Consider the following 8,933-nt stretch of genomic DNA (forward strand, 5'->3'; position numbering starts at 1 on the left):
GGCTGGTGCGCGACACAGGCCCGGACGCCGTCGCCCTCGTCGGTCTCTCCGGGGGACTGGCTGCCGGGATCGAGCCCGGTGACGTCGTCGTGGCCAGCGAGATCCGCAACGCCGACGGCACCGTCGCCGGCCGTTGCGCGGCCGCGCCCCTGCTGGCCGGCGACCTGCGCAGGCTCGGGCTCACCGTGCACGTCGGCCCGATCGTCACCGTGCCGCGGCTCGTCGGCGGCACGGCCCGCGCGGAACTCGCCGCGACCGGGGCCCTTGCCGTCGACATGGAGTCCGCGGAGCTGGCGGCGGGAGTCGGCGACGTGCCGTTCGCCGCCGTCCGCGTCATCGTCGACACGGCGGCGCAGCCGCTGGGACGTATCGACCTGGCCCGCCGCGGAATCCGTGGTCTGCGCACGATGCGTCCGCTCGGGCGCCCCATCGAGGCGTGGGCCGCCGCGGTCGGCCGTCGCCAGGTTCTGCTCGCCGAGCCGCGGGCGTTCTGCGCCGGCGTCGAACGGGCGATCGAGGTCGTCGAGCGCGCCCTGGAGATCTACGGCGCGCCGGTCTACGTCCGTAAGCAGATCGTGCACAACGCCCACGTGGTAGCCGACCTGGCCAGCCGTGGAGCGATCTTCGTCGAGGAGCTCGACGAGGTGCCCGGCGGCTCGACGGTCGTCTTCTCCGCACACGGAGTGGCCCCGGCCGTCTGGGACCAGGCGGGCGAGCGCGGCCTGTCCGTTATCGACGCCACCTGTCCGCTGGTGGAGAAGGTGCACACCGAGGCCCGCCGGTTCACCGCCCGCGGGGACACTGTGCTGCTCATCGGCCATTCCGGCCACGAGGAGGTGGACGGAACCCTCGGCGAGGCGCCCGGCCGCATCACGCTGGTCGAGTCCTCGGCCGACGTCGGCTCCCTCGACGTTCCCGATCCCGAGCGCGTTACCTACCTCATGCAGACCACGCTGGCCCTGGACGAGGCCGCGGAGGTCGTCGACGCGTTGACGGAGCGGTTCCCGGCGATCGTCGGGCCGGGCTCCACCGATATCTGCTACGCGACCTCGAACCGGCAGAACGCGGTCCGCAAGGTTGCCGAGGAGGCCCAGCTCGTCCTCGTCGTCGGCTCGGCCAACAGCGCGAACTCCGTGCGGCTCGTCGAGGTGAGCAGGCGCGACGGCGTCGAGGCGCATCTGGTCGGGGACGTCGGGGACGTGCATCTGTCCTGGCTTGCCGGCGTGGACACGATCGGCATCTCGGCCGGCGCCTCGGCCCCGCCGTCCCTCGTCGACGAGCTCCTGACCGCGTTGTCGGGTCTCGGCGCAACGGACGTCTCGGTGCGTTCCGTCGGCACCGAGACGCTCGCCTTCCACCTGCCCAAGGAACTGCGCCAACCGGCCCCGGCGCCCGTTCCAGGGCCATAGTGCGCCCGGCTCCCGGGCGGTCCCGAGGTGCGGCTCGGCGAGGGCGAAGCCGGTGGCGTCGCCCGGGCGGCACGGTGGGGTTCGGTTCAGCCGGATGCGGCGCCGCGATCGGCCGCGGGCGGCCGGGTCGGTGCGGCGTGCCGCTCACCCCACCGGCGCAGGGCCAGCAGGACCGGTGCCAGGTCCCGGCCGGCGGACGTCAGCCGGTACTCGTGCCGGGACCGAGCGCCCGCCTCCTGGTACGGCTGACGCTCCAGCACCCCCGCGCGCTCCAGCGCCCGCAGCCGCTCGGCCAGCACGGCTCGGGGCGCCCCGGTGCCGGCCCGGATGCCCTCGAAGCGGTGGACCCCCAGCGTGATCTCCCGGATGACCAGCAGGGACCAGCGCTCACCCACGACCTCCAGCGTCCGCGCGATCGGACAGGCCTGCGGGCCGTCGGACGATTCCTGCATCGGTGCATCCTACCGATACTGGGTACGTATCCTGAATGCAGCCGGTCTAGGCTGCGGGCATGACCACGACTGAGCCCGAATCCGCGCGGCCCGAATCCGCCTCAGGCCACCTGCACGACCCGGCTGCCTGGGGCGAGCCGCGGAGCAAGACGATCACCTGGCACGACCCGCTGCCGGTCGCCGCGGCGGCGGCGTCGCTGAGCGGGTTGGAGTTCCTGTCCGCGATGCGTGACGGGCGCATTCCGCCGCCCCCGATCTCCCGCCTGTTCGACTTCCGGCCGGTCGAGGTCGCGCCGGGAGACGTTGTCTTCACCTGTCTGCCGGACGAGTCGGCCTACAACCCGATCGGCCTCGTCCACGGTGGCCTGGTCTGCACGATCCTGGACACTGCGACTGCCTGCGCGGTGCACTCCACGCTGGCGGCCGCGGTGGCGTATACCTCCATCGAGATCAAGGTTAATTACCTGCGGCCGGTACGCGTCGTCGTCGGCCGGCCGAGCCGGCTCACCGCGCACGGCTGGGTGACCAGGCCGGGACGGCGGGTGGCTTTCGCCGAGGGAGACGTCCGGGATGACGAGGGCAAGGTCGTGGCCACTGCCAGCAGCACCTGTCTGATCATGGGTGAGGCGGCCTGATCCCATGGCCTGATTCCGCGGCCTGATTCCGCGGCCTGGCCGGAGACCCGACCCGATGCTCGGCCGGGCCGGATGCGACCACGGGCACGTCGTCGGGCTGCTGGCCCGACATCGTCCGTGGACTGTCCCGAACCCGTGTCCGCGCTGTCCCGGCCTTGTCTTCCCGGTGTCCGCAACTCGGCGGGGTCGGCTAACGGACACCCTTGTGGGGCAGTTCATCGGACGATCCACATGCAGTCTGTACGTACACGCTGTATGGTCAATACAGAGATCATCGCTCATCCACTGGTGACCTAACGAGAGGGGGCCAGCCGTGGCGGTCGAGTGGCGGTACCAGCTCCGGATTGGGACCTACCTGGCGAAGCAGAAGCTGCTTCGTCGCAAGCACTTCCCGCTCGTACTGGAGCTGGAGCCGCTGTTTGCCTGCAACCTGTCCTGCACTGGATGTGGCAAGATCCAGCATCCGGCGTCCGTGCTCAAGCAGCGGATGAGCGTCGACGACGCCTTGGCCGCGGTGGAGGAATGCGGCGCTCCGGTGGTCGCGATCGCGGGCGGCGAGCCGCTGATGCACCCGCAGATCCACGAGATCGTGAACCAGCTGGTCAAGCGCAAGAAGTTCGTGATCCTCTGCACGAACGGGCTGCTGCTCCAGAAGAAGCTCAAGAACTTCACCCCGTCGCCGTACTTCACCTTCGTCCTGCACATCGACGGTCTGCGTGAGCGGCACGACGCGGTGGTGGAGAAGGAGGGCACGTTCGACGAGTGCGTCCGTGCCTTCCACGCGGCGAAGGCCGCGGGCTTCCGGGTCGGGTCCAACTCGACGTTCTTCAACAACGACAGCCCGCAGGACGTCATCGACATCCTGACGTTCCTCAACGACGATCTCAAGGTCGACCAGATCCAGCTCTCACCCGGCTATGCCTACGAGAAGGCACCCGACCAGGAGCACTTCCTGGGGGTCCAGGAGACCCGCGAGATGTTCTCGAAGGTCTTCGCGGACGGCCGGCGCAAGAAGTTCCGGCTCAACCACTCGCCGGTCTTCCTGGACTTCCTGGAGGGTAAGAGGGAGCTCAGCTGCACCGCGTGGGGCATCCCGAGCTACTCGCTCTTCGGCTGGCAGAAGCCCTGCTACCTGATGAGCGACGGGTACGTCTCGTCCTACAAGGAGCTCGTCGAGACCACCGACTGGGACGCCTACGGTCGTGGCAAGGACCCGCGGTGCGCGAACTGCATGGCGCACTGCGGCTATGAGACCTCCGCGGTGCTGGCCACCATGGGTTCCCTCAAGGAGTCCATCCGAGCGGCCCGCAGCGTCTGAGCTGGCCCATCGTGGTCTGAGTCGGCTCACGGCGCCACCGTCACCGTCAGGTGACGTCGTCCGGCACGGCAGGTCGCCGCCCCGACCGGGTTCACCCGGTCGGGGCGGTCGTCGTCTGTGCCGCCCCGCCTCGCGTCGGCGGGAGCAGGGCCGGCGGGAGCAGGGTTTCGCTGGCGTTGACGACGCCAGTCGGCCTTAGCCGGCGGTCCCGCGGGAGCCGGCGCCGCCGTCGGCACTGACCGGCGGCTGCTCGGCGAGATCGCCACCGCGGCCGAGCCCGCGCAGCAGCCGGTCGAGCACGGTGCCGACCTCGAGGCGGGCGGTGTCCGGGTCCGCGGCGCCGGCGGTGTAGATGCTCGCCTCCGACAGCAGGGCAGCGACCAGCCTGGTCAGCGGGACCACTGGCAGCGGGTCGATGCGGTCCTCGGCCATCGCGCGCTCCAGCCACTCCGAGAGCAGCCGGTAGCCGTGCTTCTCAACGAGCGTATCCCAGGCGTCGTTGCCCAGCACGGCCGGACCGTCGACGAGGACAATGCGCTGGAAGTCGCTGTCCGCGGTGGAGATGTCGAGCAGGGACTGGAACCCGGACCGGAGCTGCGTCCAGGCGTCGCTGGGAAGCTCCGCGTCCCGAGCAAGTTCACCGGCGACGAGCTGTTCGGCCACCTCCGTCGCGACCTGTTCCATCACGGTGCGAAACAGCGCGGCCTTGTCGCGGAAGTGGTGATAAAGCGCGCCGCGGGTGACCTGCGCGTCGGCGACGATCTCCTCGGTGCCGGTGGAGGCGAACCCCTGTTCGGCGAACCGACGGCGGGCGGCGGAGATCAGGGCCTGACGGGTGTCAGCCGTCTGCTCGGTACGACGGCTTCGTGTCACCCCTTGATTATGGTGTAGCCGAGGCCGTTGTACCCACTACTGTCCCGGCACGAGCGGGCCTGGTCGTGACGAAGCTGCTCCGATGCACCCGCAACCGCCGACGGACGCCGATCCGTGGCTGTTGCCTCGCCCCCTCGCCAGCCGTTCGTCGCGCATCGCCGATCACTTTTCGTTTTCAACTGGTCGCAACCGGGTATCTCCGATCACTCCTGTCGATCGTGAGGTTACGGGAGGTGCTCATTGTTGCCGCGGGGCGTGGTGGGCACCATCGTCGATGCTCATGTCGGCTACCCCGCCGCCGGCCGGAGGCCTGGGATTTCATGGTGGCGCGGCAGGAAAGTTTCGGGGGGGAGATCTCCGTACCGGCTCGGCCAGACCGGGACGGAAGCCTTGTAACCCCGCATTACCCGGGGCGCCCGCACGCCCTTGAGGGGCCCGTGGCAGTATCACTTTCTGTGACAGTGCTGCTGTGGGTCGCCGTTGCCTCTCTGCTCGCCTGGCTCTACCTGACCGTCGGCCATGGGTTCTTCTGGCGGACCGATCAGCGCCTGCCATCCCGGCAGGCGCCGACCGCTTGGCCCAGTGTGGCGATCGTCGTGCCGGCTCGGGACGAGGCCGACGTGCTTTCCGTGACGCTTCCGACGCTGCTTGCCCAGGACTATCCCGGTCCTGTCCAGCTGATCCTGGTGGACGACGGTTCCACCGACGGGACCACGGAGGTTGCCCGGGACCTGGCGGAACAGGCCGCCGCGCGTGGTGAGACCAACGTGACGCCGGCCATGACCACATCCACCGAACCCCCCACTGGCTGGACCGGGAAGCTGTGGGCGCTGCGGCGGGGCATCGAGTGCGCTGGCGACGTCGACTTCCTGCTCCTCACCGACGCGGACATCTCCCACCGCCCGGGATCGCTGACCGCGCTCGTCGAGTCGGCGACCTCCCAGAAGCTGGACATGGTGTCGCAGATGGCCGTGCTACGGGTGCAGACCGGCTGGGAGCGTCTGATCGTCCCGGCCTTCGTGCACTTCTTCGCGATGCTGTACCCGTTCCGGTGGTCGAACCGGCCGGGTTCGCGGGTGGCCGCCGCGGCAGGCGGATGCTCCCTGATCCGCCGGGAGGCCCTTGCGGCGGCCGGTGGACTGGCGGAGGTGCGCGGCGCCGTCATCGACGACGTGGCGATCGCGCGGATCATCAAGCGCTCGGGTGGGCGGACGTGGCTCGGACTCGCCGAGCAGGTCCACAGCCAGCGCCCGTATCCGCGGCTCGCGGATCTGTGGAAGATGGTGTCCCGCAGCGCCTATGCGCAGTTGCGGCACTCCCCGTCGCTGCTGGTCGGGACCGTGTTGGGGCTGAGCCTGGTCTTTGTCATCCCAGTGGTCGCGACCATCGTGGGCATCGTGACCGGCGACGTCGCCACGGCTCTCGTCGGTGGGATCGCTTGGTTGATCATGACTGTCACCTATCTGCCGATGACCCGCTACTATTGTCAGCCGCTGCCGCTGGCCCTGCTGCTCCCCGGAGTGGCCGTGCTGTACCTCGCGATGACGGTGGACTCGGCGCGGCTCAAGCGGGCCGGGCGGGGAGCGGCCTGGAAGGGACGTACCTACCAGGATCACGGTGCCCCGGCCGCCACCCCCGAGTATCCGAATGGCCCGGGTGAACGGCGTGAGGGTTCGGTGGCCGGGCCGCCCGACTCCGCCGGCTCATCGGCCTCCGCCGGCTCATCGGCTTCGCCATCCGCCTCGTCCACGGTGCCCGCAACACCCCTGGTGATGGCGACAGCCTCGGCGGTCCCCGCGCCGGCCGTGGCCCCGGCTTCCCCCACGCCTACGTCCACACCGACGCCCACCCCTACGCGGTGGCCCGTCACGGCATCGTCATCGGTCTCGCCGCCGGTCCGGGGCGGATCGACCGATCAGCCCCGGACCTAGCCGGTGGTCCCGAGGTAGGACGGGGTGCCGTGGCCGAGTCGGTAGAGGGCGGTGGCTGGGAACGCTCCGTCGCGTGAGCGAGTCATCCATCCCGGCCGGGACAGTCGAACAGGACCGGTTGGCGGTCGGCCTCACCATCCGCGACAGTCAGATCGTCGCCCTGCTGGGTCGGCCTCCGGCCTGGACCGACAGTAACCGCCGGGCCCGCGCCGAACAGGCGGTCGCGCTTGTTCTATCGGCTCCACGGCACCGCCGCCCGCGCCTGACTGGGCGTCCGAGTCAGACCGTGGCAGGAGCCGGCCCTCGTTCCAGGCGATGTCGGAGAGTAACTGCATTCTCGGCGAGGGCGGAGATGAGATAACCCGGACCAGCCAGGGGAAGCAGCGCCACTCCGTCCGCGACGGCCGCCTGCGCGCCGGATTCCGCCCTCTTTGCCGGCACGGATTCCCGCCGGGCTGCCGGAGAGCCCACCGGATCGGGCCCCGCGACGAGGAGCGACCCGACGGCACGAGCCGAGCCGAGGAGGGCTGGTCCGGCCAGGCTGGGGACCGAGGACGAGATCCTGGCGCAGCAGGGGGGTCGGTTCGGATGGCGGATCCACCTCCGCATGGGCGTCCATGTCCACGTCCACCCGCAGGGTGCTACGTATCGATCCGGTCGTCTCCCCGAATCGGCCCAGCACGATCTCCTCGCGCAGCCGTAGCCAGGCCGTGGTCGCCAGGTGCACATCGGTCACCAGGAGATGGTCCGAGCCCCGCGCCGCGACGGTCGGCTCCGGCGCGAAGTCCAGCGCGCCACCCGGGGCCACCCGTGCCGACACGGTGAAGCGGGACGGCCCGGGCCCGTGACCGGGCAGGGCCATCGTCGCGGCCACCGAACGCACCACCAGGCGCGCCCCGCTGCCGACGGAGATGTCGAGTCCCAGATCATCACCCGCCAGCGGTCCGGCGGCCGCGTTGACCAGGTGAACCGTCGCGGTCGGCAGCGCGTCCGCGGACAGCGCGGGCACCGTAGACGAGGCCCTGGTCCGACCAGGGGATGCTCCGGTCTGGCGCAGGACGATCGGCACGTCGGAGCGCAACTCGATGAGCCTCGCCGTGCCGTCCGGAGCCGATTCGACCCGGATGACGGTCCGTGCCCGTGCGGCCCGTTCGGGCGGCCGTGACGAGGGGGCCCTCCGGCCCGGCCGCGACCCCGCCCAGGATGACCCCCCGTCTCATGGCTGCCATGGTGCCAGCCGGGGGCGACGGGATCGGCCGGCGCCCGCGGGTCCACCCGGCGCCGCGCGATCGCGATCGGCCGAGTAGCCGACGGGCCGGGTCTGGGACCGATGACGACGAGTCGGCGGGCACCGGTCAGGACGTGAACATCCGTAGCGCCGTGGTGCGGTGCCGTTCGGCCAGGAGATCGAGGCGGATACCGGTGACGGCGGGCAGCAGCCGGGGCGGGCGTCGGGAAGCCTCCGCGCCGGCCAGCGCGATCGCCTCGACCTCGTCGGCGAGCCGGGCGAGCACGGCGGTGACGGCCAAGGGGTCCAGCCCCATCAGGCGGGTCGCGGCGGTCGCGGGTCCGGTGACCGTGGTGTGGGCGGCGACCAGGGCGGCGTCCGAGGGACGCAGGCCCGCGCCCGCGGCGACCATGCCTAATGCGCACGGGTGGTGCGGTGCACGTGGACCGGGCGGCACGGGCCAGGCGGCCCGGCCCGCTCGCAGCAGCGTGCGTCCCTGAGCCCGGCTCGCGTCGCGTTGGGCGGGGGAGGGTATCCGGGCGTCAAGCTCGGCGTCCAAGGTGGCGATGGTGGCGGGTGTGGCGGGTGTGGCGGGTGTGGCGATGGTGGCGGGTGTGACGGATGCGGTGGGGACGTGGTCGGCGTGTGGCGCCCGCGTCGCGGGACCCGGCTGCGTGCCGGCCCGGCAGGCCGCGGCCGCGAAGGCCGCGGCGACCAGGCCGGTCGTGGTGAGCCGTCCGACGAGGAAGGCCGCCAGATCGGACAGGTTCGCCAGACTCCCGTCCGTCACCGCTGCTTCAACACCGCCCGAGTGGGCGTGACCTCCCGTGGGCATCCGGCCGTCCGCGAGGACCAGCAGCGTCGCCCGCCGTCCGGATCGCCCGGTCGGACCAGCCACGTCCTCGATCCCGCCGTCCCGTGCGGTATCGCCCTCAATCGTCACCGTAGCCGCTCCCGGCGTTAGTCCGTATCCGAACCGCTGTGGCGTTTACATTCATCGGGCCCGGAAAATTCATCGGACCTGGAAGCCTCTGGATACGCAGTGACAGCCGCGGTAAGAACCGTCGGAACACTCAGCTTGTCGTTT

8 protein-coding genes are annotated in these 8,933 nt (G+C 70.9%); 4 read left to right on the forward strand and 4 right to left on the reverse strand.

Annotated features, from left to right (window positions below):
• A partial coding sequence (gene ispH / locus AC08ON_RS12830; protein ID WP_476617049.1) for a 4-hydroxy-3-methylbut-2-enyl diphosphate reductase occupies window positions 1-1,409 on the forward strand: 1,409 nt, incomplete at its 5' end.
• A gap of 86 nt (window positions 1,410-1,495) precedes the next feature.
• Here ispH and AC08ON_RS12835 read toward each other — a convergent pair.
• Window positions 1,496-1,861 carry a winged helix-turn-helix transcriptional regulator gene (locus tag AC08ON_RS12835; protein ID WP_476606655.1) on the reverse strand — a complete coding sequence of 122 codons (366 nt, stop codon included), beginning with the start codon at window positions 1,859-1,861 and terminating at the stop codon, window positions 1,496-1,498.
• Between the two features lie 59 nt (window positions 1,862-1,920).
• Between AC08ON_RS12835 and AC08ON_RS12840 the strand changes: the two genes are divergently transcribed.
• Together AC08ON_RS12840 and hpnH are read left to right on the forward strand one after the other, a co-directional pair.
• On the forward strand, window positions 1,921-2,496 hold the full coding sequence (locus AC08ON_RS12840) for a PaaI family thioesterase (RefSeq protein WP_476606654.1): 576 nt from the start codon (window positions 1,921-1,923) through the stop codon (window positions 2,494-2,496).
• Between the two features lie 313 nt (window positions 2,497-2,809).
• Window positions 2,810-3,814, forward strand: a complete 1,005-nt coding sequence (gene hpnH, locus AC08ON_RS12845; RefSeq protein ID WP_011435280.1) for an adenosyl-hopene transferase HpnH — start codon at window positions 2,810-2,812, stop codon at window positions 3,812-3,814.
• Window positions 3,815-4,009: 195 nt separating this feature from the next.
• Here the strand turns inward: hpnH and AC08ON_RS12850 are convergent, their stop codons facing one another.
• A complete protein-coding gene (locus tag AC08ON_RS12850) occupies window positions 4,010-4,687 on the reverse strand; it encodes a TetR/AcrR family transcriptional regulator (protein WP_476606653.1) in 678 nt (225 codons plus the stop codon).
• Between the two features lie 320 nt (window positions 4,688-5,007).
• On the opposite strand from AC08ON_RS12850, the gene AC08ON_RS12855 reads away from it, so the two are divergent.
• Window positions 5,008-6,618 (forward strand): glycosyltransferase, encoded by a 1,611-nt coding sequence (locus tag AC08ON_RS12855; RefSeq protein WP_476617052.1) that lies wholly within the window; start codon window positions 5,008-5,010, stop codon window positions 6,616-6,618.
• 232 nt (window positions 6,619-6,850) lie between these two features.
• On the opposite strand, the gene AC08ON_RS12860 is transcribed toward AC08ON_RS12855, so the two are convergent.
• Both AC08ON_RS12860 and AC08ON_RS12865 read right to left on the reverse strand, forming a co-directional pair.
• Window positions 6,851-7,627 carry an urease accessory protein UreD gene (locus AC08ON_RS12860; RefSeq protein ID WP_476617050.1) on the reverse strand — a complete coding sequence of 259 codons (777 nt, stop codon included), beginning with the start codon at window positions 7,625-7,627 and terminating at the stop codon, window positions 6,851-6,853.
• A gap of 346 nt (window positions 7,628-7,973) precedes the next feature.
• A complete protein-coding gene (locus AC08ON_RS12865; RefSeq protein ID WP_476617051.1) occupies window positions 7,974-8,789 on the reverse strand; it encodes an urease accessory protein UreF in 816 nt (271 codons plus the stop codon).
• Window positions 8,790-8,933 lie beyond the last annotated feature (144 nt).

It is taken from the genome of Frankia sp. CoWAU3 (genome assembly GCF_977971855.1).